13 protein-coding genes are annotated in these 14279 nt (G+C 64.1%); 9 read left to right on the top strand and 4 right to left on the bottom strand.

Annotated features, from left to right (window positions below; translation table 11 throughout):
- The first annotated feature begins 284 nt into the window (after positions 1-284).
- Positions 285-968: a choice-of-anchor E domain-containing protein gene (locus AC097O_RS16480; RefSeq protein ID WP_479594001.1), complete on the top strand. Its 684-nt coding sequence runs from the start codon at positions 285-287 to the stop codon at positions 966-968.
- Between the two features lie 78 nt (positions 969-1046).
- On the opposite strand, the gene AC097O_RS16475 is transcribed toward AC097O_RS16480, so the two are convergent.
- Positions 1047-2285, bottom strand: a complete 1239-nt coding sequence (locus AC097O_RS16475; protein WP_479594000.1) for an HD-GYP domain-containing protein — start codon at positions 2283-2285, stop codon at positions 1047-1049.
- Positions 2286-2447: 162 nt separating this feature from the next.
- On the opposite strand from AC097O_RS16475, the gene recG reads away from it, so the two are divergent.
- Positions 2448-4568 carry an ATP-dependent DNA helicase RecG gene (gene recG, locus AC097O_RS16470; RefSeq protein ID WP_479593999.1) on the top strand — a complete coding sequence of 707 codons (2121 nt, stop codon included), beginning with the start codon at positions 2448-2450 and terminating at the stop codon, positions 4566-4568.
- A gap of 85 nt (positions 4569-4653) precedes the next feature.
- The gene (locus tag AC097O_RS16465; RefSeq protein WP_479593998.1) at positions 4654-5274 is read left to right on the top strand and encodes a hypothetical protein; all 621 of its coding nucleotides are present in this window, start codon (positions 4654-4656) and stop codon (positions 5272-5274) included.
- Here AC097O_RS16465 and AC097O_RS16460 read toward each other — a convergent pair.
- Entirely contained in the window at positions 5271-6494 is a 1224-nt protein-coding gene (locus AC097O_RS16460) for an HD-GYP domain-containing protein (RefSeq protein ID WP_479593997.1), read from the bottom strand. The two genes, AC097O_RS16465 and AC097O_RS16460, sit on opposite strands and share 4 nt — an antisense overlap.
- A gap of 208 nt (positions 6495-6702) precedes the next feature.
- Here AC097O_RS16460 and AC097O_RS16455 point away from each other — a divergent pair, with 208 nt between their 5' ends.
- The 4 genes from AC097O_RS16455 (at position 6703) to AC097O_RS16440 (ending at position 9774) form a co-directional block, all read left to right on the top strand.
- A complete protein-coding gene (locus tag AC097O_RS16455) occupies positions 6703-6879 on the top strand; it encodes an NF038104 family lipoprotein (RefSeq protein ID WP_479593996.1) in 177 nt (58 codons plus the stop codon).
- Between the two features lie 42 nt (positions 6880-6921).
- Positions 6922-7869 (top strand): LysR substrate-binding domain-containing protein, encoded by a 948-nt coding sequence (locus AC097O_RS16450; protein ID WP_479593995.1) that lies wholly within the window; start codon positions 6922-6924, stop codon positions 7867-7869.
- A 16-nt stretch (positions 7870-7885) separates the two neighbouring features.
- Complete coding sequence (locus AC097O_RS16445; RefSeq protein WP_479593994.1) at positions 7886-8788, top strand: Dyp-type peroxidase; 903 nt, start codon at positions 7886-7888, stop codon at positions 8786-8788.
- Between the two features lie 65 nt (positions 8789-8853).
- A complete protein-coding gene (locus tag AC097O_RS16440; RefSeq protein ID WP_479593993.1) occupies positions 8854-9774 on the top strand; it encodes a UbiA family prenyltransferase in 921 nt (306 codons plus the stop codon).
- Here the strand turns inward: AC097O_RS16440 and AC097O_RS16435 are convergent.
- Positions 9759-10109 carry a TfoX/Sxy family protein gene (locus AC097O_RS16435; RefSeq protein ID WP_479593992.1) on the bottom strand — a complete coding sequence of 117 codons (351 nt, stop codon included), beginning with the start codon at positions 10107-10109 and terminating at the stop codon, positions 9759-9761. The genes AC097O_RS16440 and AC097O_RS16435 overlap by 16 nt on opposite strands.
- A 2-nt stretch (positions 10110-10111) precedes the next feature.
- Positions 10112-11065: a helix-turn-helix transcriptional regulator gene (locus tag AC097O_RS16430; RefSeq protein ID WP_479593991.1), complete on the bottom strand. Its 954-nt coding sequence runs from the start codon at positions 11063-11065 to the stop codon at positions 10112-10114.
- 193 nt (positions 11066-11258) lie between these two features.
- On the opposite strand from AC097O_RS16430, the gene AC097O_RS16425 reads away from it, so the two are divergent.
- Positions 11259-12950, top strand: a complete 1692-nt coding sequence (locus tag AC097O_RS16425; protein WP_479593990.1) for a glycoside hydrolase family 13 protein — start codon at positions 11259-11261, stop codon at positions 12948-12950.
- 31 nt (positions 12951-12981) lie between these two features.
- A complete protein-coding gene (locus AC097O_RS16420; protein WP_479593989.1) occupies positions 12982-14256 on the top strand; it encodes an ABC transporter substrate-binding protein in 1275 nt (424 codons plus the stop codon).
- Positions 14257-14279 lie beyond the last annotated feature (23 nt).

Raw genomic sequence — 14279 nt, 5'->3', positions numbered from 1 at the left:
AATAAATTTGTGAAAATTTACGGTTTTTTGTTTAAATTATCGTTAATTTGTAATAAATTGCTCTAAAACTCAGCATCTTCTAGAAACATTGTCGGCTTGCTTTACAAACTTAATGGTTGCATTTTGTTGCATTTATATAAGTCCTTATGGGGATTTGCAAAACTGTGAATGGCATCTTTTCTGCGTAATGGCACTGTCAGCCTGGTTATCGGGTTGATGAAAAACAACACCAAATCGCTGCAAGCTTTTTGGTGAGACAAATGAACATTTAGAGAAAGTAAGCAATGAAGAAACTTCTAATAGCCGCAATTCTTGGCGCAACGGGACTCATGTCCGCGCATGCAACCGTGGTGACGCAGTCCGATTCGTACGGACTTGCAACAACCAACTGGAACTACCAGCTAGGTGCGTTGAATCTGTTTAACACCGCGCTGGGAACCTTGAACCAAGTCGTCGTCACTTTGACGGGTCGCGTTAACCAGAGAATTTCTGCGGAGAACCTGGGTGCCGAGGTCGATACCTTGATTCCCACTGCGGGTGGCACCATCTTTTTCCAAAAGGGAACGACCACCACGCTGGCCTCGGTACTGCCCACCACCACAGGCGCTGGCTTTTCAGCCACCGCGTACGACGGAGTGACCGATAGCGCAGGCACCTCTGGCGTTGACTTCGGCACGCTTACCGCAGCTGACACCACCACCATCACCTTCAGCTCGCCAGCAGAACTGGCGAATTTTATGGGCACGGGAACGATGGCAGGCTTCCGTTTGCGAGCCGTGGGTGGCGGCAATATTGCTACAGACAACGGCAATATCACCAGCACCTTCCTGACCCAAGCCTACGGCCGCCTGGATCTGTCGTATGACTACACCGCCGCCGCTACCAACAATGTGCCAGAACCCGGTTCCTTGGCCTTGATGGCGATTGGCATGCTGGGCATGGTGGCTGCGCGCCGCAAAAAGGCCTGATGTGCCTGGATGCGGGTCCACCGCATCCAGCCCCTTGCGTGCGACCCAAAAGGCTGTCTTCGGACGGCCTTTTTCCCCTTAGCCGTTGAGCTGCGGCATGCCCGACCAGAGTTCGTTCAGGTCTTTGAAACGCCAGAACTCGGGGTCTTCGCGGCCGGTGATTTTTTCCTTGCAGCCCGGCTCCGACAGGTCCACCACTTCGGGTGGGATACGGATATCGGACTTGGTGGAGAAGAACACCTTGACCACTGGTTTTAGCAGCGAACTGGGGCTTTGCTCCATCACCACGCCCAGGCGGCCCGAACCCAGCCGCACCAGCGAGCCGGTGGGGTAAATGCCCAGGCTCTTGACGAAGGCCTGGAAGATTTGCGGATCCAGGTGGCCGTTGGTCCATTCGGCCATCTTTTTCAGCGATTCGGCCGGATCCCAGCCTTTTTTGTAAGGCCGGTTGGAGGTGATGGCATCGTACACATCGCAGATGGCCCCCATTTTGGCGAACAGGCTGATACCGTCGCCCTTGAGCCGGTCGGGGTAGCCCGAGCCGTCGAGCTTTTCATGGTGGTGCAGCACCACATCCAGCACCACGTCGTTCACCACCTGCCGCTCTGCCAGCATGCTGTGGCCCTGTCCGGGATGGGATTTGATGATGTGGAACTCGGCATCGGTGAGCTTGCCCGGCTTGTTCAACACCTCCATCGGCATCATGGCCTTGCCCAGGTCGTGCAGCAGGCCGGCCAGACCCATGGAACGGGTCTGCTCTTCATCCAGCTTGAGTTGGCGCGACAGCGCAATCATCAGCGCGCACACCGCCACCGAATGCATGTAGGTGTAGTCGTCGGCGTTTTTCAGCCGGGCCAGGCTGATCATGGCCCCGGGGTTGCGGATCACCGAGTCGGACACCTCGTGCACCAGGTTATGGGCCAGCTCGGTGTCGATGGCGTTGCCCATGCGCGCCTCCTGGAACATGGCCATCACGGCCTGCTTGGACTTGGCACAGATCTGCGCCGCCCGCGCGTATTCGGCGGCGGCCGAGGTGGGGGTGGTGTCCCGCGCGGGGGCATCGGTCTGCAAAATTTCCTGCACCACGGCCTGGATGGTCTCGGCTTGCATCACCGTTTCGGTGCCGGGGGGCACATCCAGGCCCTTGCTGGTGTCGATCCACACATCCCGGATGCTGCTGGCCAGCACCCGGTCGATATCAACGGGGTCCGTCAGCACAAAGTGGTTGCGCCAGAAAGGATGGTCCATCCACGGGCCGCAGAATCCGTCGATGTGCATCCCCAGAGTCAGTTCATGGACGTTAATTCGTTTGAGCATAAAACGCTGCGGGGGTGGAAGGCAGGCAAAAAGGGGAACAGAAACCGGGACTAGTTGTACGCACCAGAAACCAGGTGCAACAAGATGATACGTTTACTTTACGGGTGCGTGCGATGTTTACCCGGGCTTGCGCCCCGCCATGTCGGCACTACACACCGGTTTATGGGATGCAACAGGGCAAAATCCGCCCCCATGGCCGTCCCTCCACCCAAGTTGAACCCCGCGCAAAAAGCCCTGCTCAAAATGGGCCTGCGCCGCGACATCGACCTGGCGCTGCACCTGCCCCTGCGCTACGAGGACGAAACCCGCATCACCCGCCTGGCCGATGCCCGCGAGGGCGACACCGTGCAGATCGAGGCCACCGTGACCCACAGCGAAGTCAGCCTGCAGTCGCGCCGCCAACTGGTGGTGACGGTGGATGACGGCAGTGACACCTGCACTCTGCGCTTCTTCAGCTTCTACCCCTCGCACCAAAAAACCTTGGCCGTGGGTGCGCGCTTGCGGGTGCGCGGCGAGGTCAAGGGCGGCTTTCTGGGCAAGCAGATGCTGCACCCGGCGTTCAGGCTGGCCAGCGGCGACCTGCCCACGGCGCTCACCCCGGTCTACCCCAGCGTGGCCGGTCTGCCGCAGGCCTACCTGCGCCGCGCGGTGCTGGGTGGCTTGAAGCGCGCCAACCTGTCTGAGACCCTGCCACCGGGCAGCCCCAATTACAACCCTGGGTATTTAAGCCAAACAGGCACTCACCGCCCTTGCAGCCTGCATGAGGCGCTCTCATTTTTGCACCACCCCGCGCCCGACGTGTCGCTGGCCGCGCTGGAAGACCGCAGCCACCCCGCCTGGCAGCGCCTGAAGGCCGAGGAGCTGCTGGCCCAGCAGCTCTCGCAGCTCCAGGCCAAGCGCGCGCGCGACCTGCTGCAGGCCCCGCCCCTGGCCGCGCAGGATGGCGGCCTGCTCGATGGCCTGCGCGCCGCGCTGCCCTTCGCCTTGACCGCCGCCCAGCAGCGCGTGGGGGCCGAGATTGCCGCCGACCTGGCCCTGCCCATTCCCATGAACCGCCTGCTGCAGGGCGACGTCGGTTCGGGCAAAACCGTGGTCGCTGCGCTGGCCGCCTGCACGGCGATGGACACAGGCTGGCAATGCGCGCTGATGGCCCCCACCGAAATCCTGGCCGACCAGCACTTCCGCAAGCTCGTCGCCTGGCTGGAGCCGCTGCTGGCCCCGCTGGGCAAATGCGTGGCCTGGCTCACCGGCAGCCAAAAGACCAAGCAGCGCCGCGAAATGCTGGAAAAAATCGCCAGTGGCGAAGCCGCCCTGGTGGTGGGCACCCACGCCGTGATCCAGGAGAAAGTGGTGTTCAAAAACCTGGCCCTGGCCCTGATCGACGAGCAGCACCGCTTCGGCGTGGCCCAGCGCCTGGCCCTGCGCAGCAAGATGGTCGATGGCGCGCTGGAGCCCCACCTGCTGATGATGACCGCCACCCCCATCCCGCGCACCCTGGCCATGAGCTACTACGCGGATCTGGACGTGTCCACCATCGACGAGCTGCCGCCGGGCCGCACGCCCATCGTCACCAAGGTCATCAATGATGCGCGCCGCGACGAGGTGATAGAGCGCATCCGCGCCCAGATCGCCCAGGGCCGCCAGATCTACTGGGTTTGCCCGCTGATCGAAGAAAGCGAAGCCCTGGACCTGCGCAACGCCACCGAAACGCATGCCGCGTTGAGCGAAGCCTTGCCCGGCGTGTTGATCGGCCTGCTGCATTCCCGCATGCCGGTGGCCGAGAAGAAGGCCGTGATGGCGCTGTTCACCGAGGGGACCATGGGCCTGCTGGTCAGCACCACCGTGATCGAGGTCGGCGTGGACGTGCCCAATGCCTCGCTGATGGTCATAGAGCACGCCGAGCGCTTTGGCCTGAGCCAGTTGCACCAGCTGCGGGGCCGGGTGGGGCGGGGCGCGGCGGCCTCGGCCTGCGTGCTGCTGTACTCCACCGGCGACGCGCCGCGCCTGGGCCAGATCGCCCGCGCCCGCCTGCAGGCCATGGCCGAGACGAACGACGGCTTCGAGATCGCCCGCCGCGACCTGGAAATCCGCGGCCCCGGCGAGTTCCTCGGTGCCCGCCAGTCGGGTGCACCGCTCTTGCGCTTTGCCGACCTGGAAACCGATGCCGACCTATTGGAATGGGCCCGCGCCCTGGCCCCGCAGATGCTGGACCGCCACCCCCACCTGGCCGAGCAGCACGTGCTGCGCTGGCTGGGCGGCAAGGCCGAGTATCTCAAAGCGTAATTTCTAAGTCTTTTTGGCCTCTGGCGCTTATTCCATAAGCACAAGCAGCTATTGTTTTTGAATACAACCCGGTTCTTTCCCACCCATGTTTTCCATCCCCTTTCCCTTTCTTAGTGCGATTTTCCTGGTGCTGCTGCTGGCGCAAATGACCTGGCGGCAGGGCCGGGTGGTGCAGGCGAACCGGCCATGGCGCATCCTGCTGGGCGGCTACGCGCTGCTGTCGGTGCTGGCGGGGCTGCGTTGGGGCCACCAGGTCACGCTCTTGCTGCCGCTGCAGGCCACCCTGGTCGTGGGGCTGGCGGCTTGGTCGTGGTGCTGCTTTGCGGCGCTGGCCTACCGCGGCGGCGGGCGCTGGCAACTTCTGCATGCGTTGCCCGCGCTGGCGGTCGTGCTGTTGTTCGCCGGGTGGCCCGAGGGCGTGGATGCCGTGGTGGTGGCCGCTTTGGCGGGCTACGGCCTGGCGTTGCTGCGCCTGGCCCGGCTGGACAAGGCGCTGGTGGCCCACCGCGCGCTGTGGATGACGGCGCTGGTGCTGCTGCTGTCGGCGGTGCTGGAGCTGTTGGTGGCCGGGGGCATTCTGCGCGCGGGTGGCCGCCACGCAGGCATGGTGGTGGGCGGCTTGCACTTGGTGGTGTTGCTGCTGGCGGGCTACGCGGCATCCATGGCGGGCAACAGCGTGCCCGGTGCGCAAGGTCCGCAGGCCTAACTCAGCGGCCCCAGCCCCGACCACAGCGCGGTCAGATCCTGGAACCGCCAGTACGCCGGGTCTTCGCGCCCGGTGATCTTGTCTGGGCAGTCGGGGGCCGACAGGTCGATCATCACCGGCGGAATCCGCATGTCCGATTTGGTGGAGAAGAACGCCTTGACGATGGGCTTGAGCAGGCTGCTGGCGCTTTGCCCGGTGACCACGGCGATGCGCCCGCTGGCCAGCCGCACCAGCGAACCCGTGGGGTAGATGCCCAGGCTTTTGACGAAGGCGTGGAACACCTGGGTGTCGAGGTGGCCATTCGTCCATTCGGCCATTTTTTTCAGCGACTCGGACGGGTCCCAGCCTTTCTTGTAGGGCCGGTCCGAGGTGATCGCGTCGTACACGTCGCAGACCGCGCCCATCTTGGCCAGCAGGCTGATGGCATCGCCCTGGTGCCCGTTGGGGTAGCCGCTGCCGTCCACCTTTTCGTGGTGGTGCAGCACGATGTCGAGCACCGCCGGGTCGTCCGTCAGGCACTCGACCAGCAGCTTGTGGCCCTGGGCGGGGTGGGCCTGGACGACGGCGAACTCGGCGGGCGTGAGCTTGCCGGGCTTGTTCAGCACCTCCAGCGGCACCAGCGCCTTGCCCAGGTCGTGCAGCAGCCCGCCCATGCCGGCCGAGCGGATCTGGGCCGGCTCCAGCTTGAGCTGCAGCGCCAGCCCCACCATCAGCGCGCACACCGCCACCGAATGCATGTAGGTGTAGTCGTCGGCCGTCTTGATGCGGGCCAGGCTGACCAGGGCGCTGGGGTTGCGCATGACCGAGTCGCTGATCTCCTGCACCAGGTGCTCGGCCAGCTCGGTCTGCACCCTCTGGCCCAGCCGCGCCTCCTGGAACATGGCGGTCACGGCCAGCTTGGCTTTGGCGCAGATCTTGGCGGCCCGCGCGTACTCCACGGCGGTGGTGGTGGGGGTGGTGTCGCGCGCGGGTGCAGAGGGGGCAATGGCTTCGGGGGCCGCCTCGGGGGCCGTCTGCACCGCGGCCTCGGGAGCCACGTCCAGCCCTTTGCTGGTGTCGATCCACAGCTCTTGCACGCTGCTGGCGCGCACCCGGGCGATGTCTTGCGGGTCGGTCAGCACAAAGTGGTTGCGCCAGAACGGGTGTTCCATCCACGGCGCACAAAACCCGTCGATATGCATACCGAGGGTCAGGTGGTGGACGCTGATACGTTTGAGCATGGTGCGCAGCGGGGTGGGCGTGCTGCCAGTATGGACCAGTATGCAGTTTTTTATGCACGAATAGTTAACACGATGTCCCCACAATTGGGTATAAAAATGGCAGCCTGTGCTTATCTGATAATGATTTATAGCTACTTTTTTGGGAGCTACGGGTGGGCGGCGGTCGGAGGCTAAGATGCAGCCCTGTTTGTCAGAAAGAGGGTGGGCTATGCGTGGTTGGATAGGGGGAGTGTGTGTGGCGCTGGCCTGCAGCGGCTGCGCCGTGGTTGCGGTGGCCGACGCGGTGGTCACCACGGCGGCTGTGGTCGTCAAAACCGGGGTCAAGGCCACCGGGGCGGTGATCAACGCGGTGATTCCGGACGGCGACGACGACAAGAAAGACTGAAGGGCGCTTGCACCCTGAACCAGCGGGAGGACAATACCGACCATGACCCTCACCGAACTCAAATACATCGTGGCCGTGGCCCGCGAGCGGCACTTTGGCAAGGCGGCCGAAGCCTGCTTCGTGTCGCAGCCTACGCTGTCGGTGGCGATCAAGAAGCTCGAAGAAGAGTTGGACGTAAAGCTCTTTGAGCGCAGCGCCAACGAGGTCACCATCACCCCGCTGGGCGAAGAAATCGTGCGCCAGGCGCAAAGCGTGCTGGAGCAGGCTGCGGCCATCAAGGAAATTGCCCAGCGCGGCAAAGACCCGCTGGGCGGCGCGCTGCGCCTGGGCATCATCTACACCATCGCGCCCTACCTGCTGCCCGATCTGGTGCGCCAGGTGATCCAGCGCACGCCGCAGATGCCGCTGATGCTGCAAGAGAACTTCACCGTCAAGCTGCTGGAGATGCTGCGCATGGGCGAGATCGACTGCGCCATCATGGCCGAGCCCTTCCCCGACACCGGCCTGGCTGTGGCTGCGCTGTACGACGAACCCTTCATGGTCGCCGTGCCCACCAACCACGCGCTGGCCACGCAGACCAGCGTCACCGCCGAGCAGCTCAAGGCCGAGACCCTGCTGCTGCTGGGCAACGGCCACTGCTTCCGCGACCATGTGCTGGAGGTCTGCCCCGAGTTCGCCCGCTTCTCCAGCGGGGCCGAGGGCATCCGCAAAAGCTTTGAAGGTTCGTCGCTGGAAACCATCAAGCACATGGTGGCCGCCGGCATGGGCATCACCCTGGTGCCGCGCTTGAGCGTGCCCAAAGCCGCCTTGGTGGCCAAGCCCAAACGCGGCGACGATCCCTACGTGCGCTACATCCCCTTTGACGGCGACCCACCCATGCGCCGCGTGGTGCTGGCCTGGCGGCGCAGTTTTACCCGCTACGAGGCGATAGCCGCCCTGCGCAACGCCATCTACGCCTGCGAGTTACCGGGCGTGAAACGTCTGTCTTGAACCTGTGGAGATCTGTGTGAAGTTTGCGCAACCTGGCATTTTGGAATCCGCACCCGCCCACGGGCGTTACCTGTTTTTATCGCCCACGGCCGGAGCCACGCCCGCCGCCCTGGGTGCCGCCTTGCGGCAATTGGCGGCCCTGGCCGATGGCGAATCGGTCGTCGTCGGCATTGGTGCCAAGCTGGCGGATGCGCTGGGGGCCGAGGTGCCCGGCCTGCGTGCCATGCCCGACTTTTCCGGCCACGGCGTGCAGGTGCCCAGCACCCCGGTCGCCCTGTGGTGCTGGGTGCGCGGCGCAGCCCAGGGCGAGGTGGTGCTGCACGCCCGCCGCGTTGAAAAAGCCCTGGCCCCGGCCTTCCACCTGGACCGCGTGCTCGACGGTTTTCGCCACGGCGATTCGGCGTCCAACGACCGCGACCTCACCGGCTTTGAAGATGGCACCGAAAACCCCGAGGGCGAGGCCGCCGAGGCCGCTGCCCTGGTGCAAGACGCTCCGGACGGCCTGACCGGCTCCAGCTTCGCCGCCATCCAGCAATGGGTGCACAACCTGGATGCTTTCGACGCGCTGGGCACCGACGGCCAAAACAACGCCATGGGCCGCCGCATGAGCGACAACGAAGAGCTGGACGATGCCCCCGCCTCCGCCCACGTGAAACGCACCGCCCAAGAAAGCTTCAGCCCCGAAGCCTTTGTGCTGCGCCGCTCCATGCCCTGGGCCGTGGGCCACCAGTGCGGCCTGTTCTTCGTGGCCTTTGGTGCCAGCCTGTACGCCTTCGAAGCCCAGATGCGCCGCATGGCCGGGCAAGAGGACGGCATCGTCGATGCCACCTTCAGCTACTCCAAACCCGTCACCGGGGCCTACCTGTGGTGCCCGCCCGTGCGCGACGGCAAGCTGGACCTGCGCCAGTTGGGCCTGTAACTTAATTGCTCCTTAAATCGTAGCTGCTCGTGCTTAGTTAATAAGCGCTAGTGGCCAATTTGACTATGAACTCTCCCCGTCTTTATTTGCAACTCATCCGCTGGGACCGCCCGGCCGGTTGGCTGCTATTGCTCTGGCCCACGCTCAGCGCGCTGTGGATTGCGTCCGGGGGCTTCCCCGGTTGGCACCTGCTGCTGGTCTTTACTCTGGGCACCATCCTGATGCGCAGCGCGGGCTGCTGCCTGAACGACGTGGCCGACCGCGAGTTCGATAAACACGTCAAACGCACGGCGCAGCGCCCTGTCACCAGCGGCGCGCTGTCGGTGGGCGCGGCCTTGCGCTTTGGCGCGCTGCTGGCCCTGGCCGCGTTTGCGCTGGTGCTGACCACCAACGCCGCCACGGTGGTCTGGTCCTTCGCCGCGCTGGCCGTGGCCGTGGTCTACCCCTACGCCAAGCGTTTTGTGTCCATGCCGCAGGCCGTGCTGGGCGTGGCTTTCAGCTTTGGCATCCCCATGGCTTTTTCGGCGGTGCAGGGCGGGCCACCATGGCAGGTACTGTTTGCCGTCGGTTGGGCCGATTTTTCATTCGCCAAATTGACGGCCAGCGTGCCGCCCGTGGCCTGGGTGTTGCTGCTGGGCAACCTGTTCTGGGTGTTGGCCTACGACACCGAATACGCCATGGTGGATCGCGACGACGACCTCAAGATCGGCATGAAAACCTCGGCCATCACCCTGGGCCGTTTCGACGTGGCCGGGGTCATGGCCTTCTACTTCATCTTCATGCTGATTTGGGTGCTGGCGCTGATGCCATACGCGCTAGGCGCTATTTTTTACATAGCAATCGCCGTCGCCGCCCTGCAAGCCCTGTGGCACTGGACCCTGATCCGCCACCGCACCCGCGACGGCTGCTTCAAGGCCTTCCGACTGAACCACTGGGTGGGGTGCGCGGTGTTTGTGGGCGTGGCGGGGAGTTATGCCTTGGGCTGAGTCTTGGGTTTGCGTGGCGCTTTGGGCTTGGGCTCGGGCAGCGCCCCCGCCGTGGCCTGCACCAGCTGGCACAGCCAGGGGGCATCTTCCCACTGGTCGGCGGTGATGCACCAGTGGGACCGGGCACCGGGGAAGGGGAAGCCTTCCACGGGCTGGGGCACCAGGGTTCGGCCTGCGTCGGTGGGCTTCAGATACAGCTGGTTGTCGCACACCAAACCCACCGGCTTGCCCGCCATGTACAGGCAGTATTCGCCAAACATGCGGCGCACCGATGCGTGGCCGGTGGCGGCCAATTGGTCGAGCAAAAATTCTGCGGTGCTGGGGTGGGTGGACATGTTTACTCCAATGTCTGCGCAGTGTCGCCCAGTTCCATCCTCCGCTTCGCCCGCCATTGCTGCGGCGTGGCGCCAAACTGCTGGCGGAAGGTCTGGATGAAATAGCTGGGGGTGGTGAAGCCACAGGCCCAGGCCACTTCTTTGCCCGCCAGGTCGGTCTCGGCCAGCAGGTGGGCGGCGCGGTCCATGCGCTGGCGGTTGATGTGGGCGATGAGGTGGCCGCCGGTGGTCTGGCTGAACACGTGCGACAAATATTCGGGCGTGCACCCGGCCTGTGCGGCCAGGGCGGTGACGTTCAGGGCGTGGTCACCCAACTGGTTGTTGACCCACATGCGCACGCGGGCCACCAGCGGCGGCTCGGGCTGGGTGCGCGGCGCGGCATCGTCCAGCACCCGCAGCACGCCCGCGCAGGCGCTGGCCAGCAGGGCGCGCACCTGCAGCCGGGCATCACCATCGTCGGCCTCGTTGCCCAGCGCCGCGGCATCGGCCAGCCAGTCGTGGATGCGGGCGGCGTGCGCGTGCTGGCGCGACTCCAGGTGGTCGATGCCGGGGCGGCCCGGCGTGGTCTCGCTGGCGAGGTGGCAGGTGAGGGCGGTGCCGTCGGCGTAGACCACGATGTTGCTAAAGCCCGTGCCCACGGTGGCCTCGGCATGCAGCATGCGCGGCGGCATCAGCAGGGCCTCGCCCGCGTGCAGGGTCAAAGGGCCGTGCGGCAGGGTAAAGCAGGTGCTGCCACCAGTTTGCAAAAACAACTCGGGCACCAGGTGGAAGTGGCCTTCGCCGCGCAGGTCGGCCACCCGCTGGCCGATGCAGGGGCGCACTTGCTGGCTGTTGTCCAGCAATCTAGCCATGCTGTGGCGCAGTTGCTGGCGCATCCACAGGGCTTTTTCGGCGCTGTTGCGGGCGTTCTCGGCCTCCTGGGATTTGAGGCCACGGCGCTCTGGTTTTTGTTGCATAGGTCTGCCATTAAAACCAGCGTTTCGTTGCAGCGCCAGAGGCAAGACTCCGTATTTACCCTTGGATACGGCTTGTTACCCATCCAGGTTTTGTGGCATTGCTTGCAGTTTTCTGGCAGTGGATTCGCTGGTGGCGGACGGGCGTGGCTCCTAAACTTTCCCCCACACAACAACCCCAGACAAGGAAACAGCAATGGCCCAGCCGTGGTGGAAAAGCAGCGTCGCGTACCAAATTTACCCCCGCAGTTTTTGCGACAGCAATGGCGATGGCGTGGGCGATCTGCCCGGCATCACGGCTAAGTTGGATTACCTGCAAACCCTGGGCATTGACGTGGTGTGGCTGTCGCCCGTCTACCAGTCGCCCAACGACGACGGTGGCTACGACATCAGCGACTACCGCGCCATTGCACCCGAATACGGTCGCATGGCCGACTTTGACGCGATGCTGGCGCAGATGCACCAGCGCGGTATCAAGCTGATGATGGACCTGGTGGTGAATCACACCTCGGACGAACACGTCTGGTTTACCGAGGCCTGCCAATCCAAAGACAACCCCTACCGCAACTACTACATCTGGCGCGACCCCGCCGCCGATGGCGGGCCGCCCAACAACTGGGAAGCCGCCTTTTCCGGCTCGGCCTGGGAATTCCATGCGCCCACCGGCCAGTACTACCTGCACATGTTTTCCAAAAAGCAGCCCGAGCTGAACTGGGAGAACCCCACCGTGCGCGCCGAGGTGCATGGTCTGATGCGCTTCTGGCTGGACAAGGGCGTGGACGGTTTCCGCATGGACGTGATCAACATGGTGTCCAAAACCTACGCGGCGGATGGCAGCCTGCAAAACGCCCCGGTGGTGCGGCCCGGCTTTTTGCAGCCCGCGTTCACCCTGGTTACCAACGGCCCGCGCCTGGTCGAATATTTGCAGGAAATGCGGCGCGAGGTGCTGGACCACTATGACACCATCACCGTGGGCGAAGCACCCAACGCCACCCTGCGCCAGGGCGTGGACATCACACACCCCGAGACGGGTGCTCTGGGCATGCTGTTCCAGTTCGAGCACATGGATCTGGACTCCGTGCCCGGCCATGGCGAGGGCAAATGGGCGCTACGCAAGCTGCCATTGGGCGAGCTGAAAACCAGCCTGTCGCGCTGGCAAGACGGCCTGGCGGGCCGGGGCTGGAACAGCCTGTACCTGAGCAACCACGACCAGCCCCGTCCCGTGTCCCGCTTTGGCGACGACGGCGTGTACCGCGTGCAATCCGCCAAGATGCTGGCCACGCTGCTGCACGGCATGCAGGGCACGCCCTACGTGTACCAGGGCGAAGAGCTGGGCATGACCAACAAGCCCTACGCCTCGGTGGACGACTGCTACGACCTGGAGTCGCGCAACATGTTCCGCACCGCCACGCAAGAGCGCGGTGTTGCCCCCGAGGTGGCCCTGCAGGCCATCCGCACCAAGGGCCGCGACAACGCCCGTACGCCCATGCAATGGAACGCGAGCGCCCACGCCGGTTTCACGACCGGCACGCCCTGGCAGCCGGTGAATCCCAACTACACCGCCGTCCACAGCGAGGCGGCGCTGGCCGATGCGGACTCGGTCTTTCACTACTACCGCGCCCTCATCGCTTTGCGCCGTGCGCACCCGGTACTGGTGGAAGGCACCTACCAGTTGCTGCTGGCCGACCACCCCGAGATCTACGCCTACCTGCGCACCCTGGGTGACGAGCGCTGGCTGGTGGTGTGCAACTTTTACGGTGGCACGCCGACGCTGGCCCTGCCGTACCGGGCGGTGCAGCGGGTGATCGGCAACTACCCCGAGGCGGGTATGGATGTGCAGGGCATGGTTTTGCTGCCTTATGAGGCGGCGATTTTTCAGTTGGTGTGAGTGATTTTTCAATAACCTTTAGGAGACAAACATGAAGATGCAAAAAATGGTGTGGATGGGTACTTTGGCACTAGGCGCGGCCAGCGCGCAGGCGGCGGGTGTCACGCTCACCATGTCGTGCAGCTCCAGCGAGCAAGACGTGCAGTACTGCAAAAAAATCGCCGCCGAGTGGGGTGCCAAAACCGGCAACAAGCTGGAAATGCTGAGCCTGCCGCAGTCGTCCAGCGACATCCTGGGCCTGTTCCGCCAGCTGTTTGCCGCCAAGTCCGACAAGCTGGACGTGATGCAGATCGACGTGGTCTGGCCCGGCATCCTGAAAGACCAGTTGCTCGACCTCAAGCCCTACACCAACGGCATTGAGAAGACCCACTTTCCCGCCATGGTGGCCAACAACACCGTGGGCGGCAAGCTGCTGGCCATGCCCTGGGTCACGGACGCGGGCGTGATGTTCTACCGCAAAGACCTGCTGGCCAAGTACGGCGAAAAGCCGCCTACCACCTGGGCCGAGCTCAGCGCCACCGCCAAAAAGGTGATGGACGGCGAGCGCAAGGCGGGCAATGCCGGCATGCAGGGCTTTGTGTTCCAGGGCCGGGCCTACGAGGGCCTGACCTGCACCGGGCTGGAATGGGTGGCCAGCTTTGGCGGCGGCACCATCATCGACCCGGCTGGCAAAACCACCATCAACAACCCCCAGGCGGCCAAGGCGCTGGACATGGCCGCAGGCTGGATCGGCACTATTGCCCCCACCGGCGTGCTCAACTACGCCGAAGAAGAAGCCCGGGGTGTGTTCCAGAACGGCAACGCCGTGTTCATGCGCAACTGGCCGTACGCCTGGGCGCTGGTCAACGGGGCCGACAGCAGCATCAAAGGCAAGGTGGGCGTGATGGTGGGCATGCCCAAGGGCGACGGTGCCAACAGCACCGGCGCGGCCGCACTGGGCGGCTGGCAAATGGCGGTCAGCAAATACTCCAAACACCCCAAGGAAGCCGCCGACCTGGTGCTGTACATGACCAGCCAGGCGGTGCAAAAAGAGCGCTCCATCAGCCTGGCCTCCAACCCCACCATCCCCGCGCTGTACCAGGACAAAGACATCCTGGCCGCCAACCCGTTCTATGGTGATTTGTTCGAGACGCTGAAGGTCGCCGTGCCGCGCCCGGCCACCGTGACCGGCATGAAATACAACGAAGTGTCCGCCGCGTTCTGGAACGCCACCCACGAGGTGCTGTCGGGCAAAGCCACCGGGGCCGACAGTGTGAAAAAGCTCGAAGGCAAGATCAGCGCCATCCGCCGGGGACCGAGCTGGTAAGTAGTACGTGTTGGAGGTGTTGA

The organism is Rhodoferax sp. LS1P39, from assembly GCF_056521425.1.
This window is presented reverse-complemented; position numbering and strand designations above follow the sequence as displayed.

Excerpts from the sequence above, each read along its gene's own strand:
- AC097O_RS16440 (WP_479593993.1), top strand. The coding sequence starts at position 8,854 with ATGAACTCTCCCCGTCTTTATTTGCAACTCATCCGCTGGGACCGCCCG.
- AC097O_RS16450 (WP_479593995.1), top strand. The coding sequence starts at position 6,922 with ATGACCCTCACCGAACTCAAATACATCGTGGCCGTGGCCCGCGAGCGG.
- AC097O_RS16455 (WP_479593996.1), top strand. The coding sequence starts at position 6,703 with ATGCGTGGTTGGATAGGGGGAGTGTGTGTGGCGCTGGCCTGCAGCGGC.
- AC097O_RS16475 (WP_479594000.1), bottom strand. The coding sequence starts at position 2,285 with ATGCTCAAACGAATTAACGTCCATGAACTGACTCTGGGGATGCACATC.
- AC097O_RS16465 (WP_479593998.1), top strand. The coding sequence starts at position 4,654 with ATGTTTTCCATCCCCTTTCCCTTTCTTAGTGCGATTTTCCTGGTGCTG.
- AC097O_RS16430 (WP_479593991.1), bottom strand. The coding sequence starts at position 11,065 with ATGCAACAAAAACCAGAGCGCCGTGGCCTCAAATCCCAGGAGGCCGAG.
- AC097O_RS16460 (WP_479593997.1), bottom strand. The coding sequence starts at position 6,494 with ATGCTCAAACGTATCAGCGTCCACCACCTGACCCTCGGTATGCATATC.
- recG (WP_479593999.1), top strand. The coding sequence starts at position 2,448 with ATGGGATGCAACAGGGCAAAATCCGCCCCCATGGCCGTCCCTCCACCC.
- AC097O_RS16425 (WP_479593990.1), top strand. The coding sequence starts at position 11,259 with ATGGCCCAGCCGTGGTGGAAAAGCAGCGTCGCGTACCAAATTTACCCC.
- AC097O_RS16420 (WP_479593989.1), top strand. The coding sequence starts at position 12,982 with ATGAAGATGCAAAAAATGGTGTGGATGGGTACTTTGGCACTAGGCGCG.
- AC097O_RS16435 (WP_479593992.1), bottom strand. The coding sequence starts at position 10,109 with ATGTCCACCCACCCCAGCACCGCAGAATTTTTGCTCGACCAATTGGCC.
- AC097O_RS16480 (WP_479594001.1), top strand. The coding sequence starts at position 285 with ATGAAGAAACTTCTAATAGCCGCAATTCTTGGCGCAACGGGACTCATG.